We start from the raw sequence: 431 nt of genomic DNA, 5'->3' as shown, positions 1-431 counted from the left end.
TCTCGCGAAAGTTGGTTTTGATGCAAAAAGGGGGGCAGCTGTAAATACAGACAAAATGAATTTTTATTAAAAACAAACGCCCTCTGCACTGGTTTTTGGGTCATTTGCAGCAAAATGCGGTGCAATTTGATGCTAAACGCAGTGAAATATGCCGCTAAACGGAGTGCGTTTTGGTGCAAAACGCAAGGTGAAATGGTGCAAAACGCAGTGCGTTTTGATGCTAAATGCAGTGCAAAATGCCGCTAAATGCGAAACGAAAAGCATAAATATCCACTGTAATGGTATAAACAAACCCTTTTAGATCCATGAAACACATGGCTGAAAAGGGCAAAATAGCCATTAAAAAGTGGGATTTTAGGGTGTAAAAGTGGTTTTTTGGGCGTAGAAAATAATGAGCTGGCAACCAAACTAGAAAGGCAAAATGGTGCAAA

The 431-nt window shown here is 40.1% G+C and carries 1 pseudogene; it reads right to left on the bottom strand.

Annotation, left to right across the window (positions count from 1 at the left end):
* Window positions 1-220: 220 nt before the first annotated feature.
* Window positions 221-431 (bottom strand): annotated as a pseudogene (locus HMPREF2955_RS16920) (hypothetical protein); the annotation flags it as partial.

It is taken from the genome of Prevotella sp. HMSC073D09 (assembly GCF_001814145.1).
GTDB lineage: Bacteria > Bacteroidota > Bacteroidia > Bacteroidales > Bacteroidaceae > Prevotella > Prevotella conceptionensis.
The sequence above is the reverse complement of the archived record's forward strand: the minus strand, read 5'-3'. Positions and strand labels throughout refer to the sequence as shown.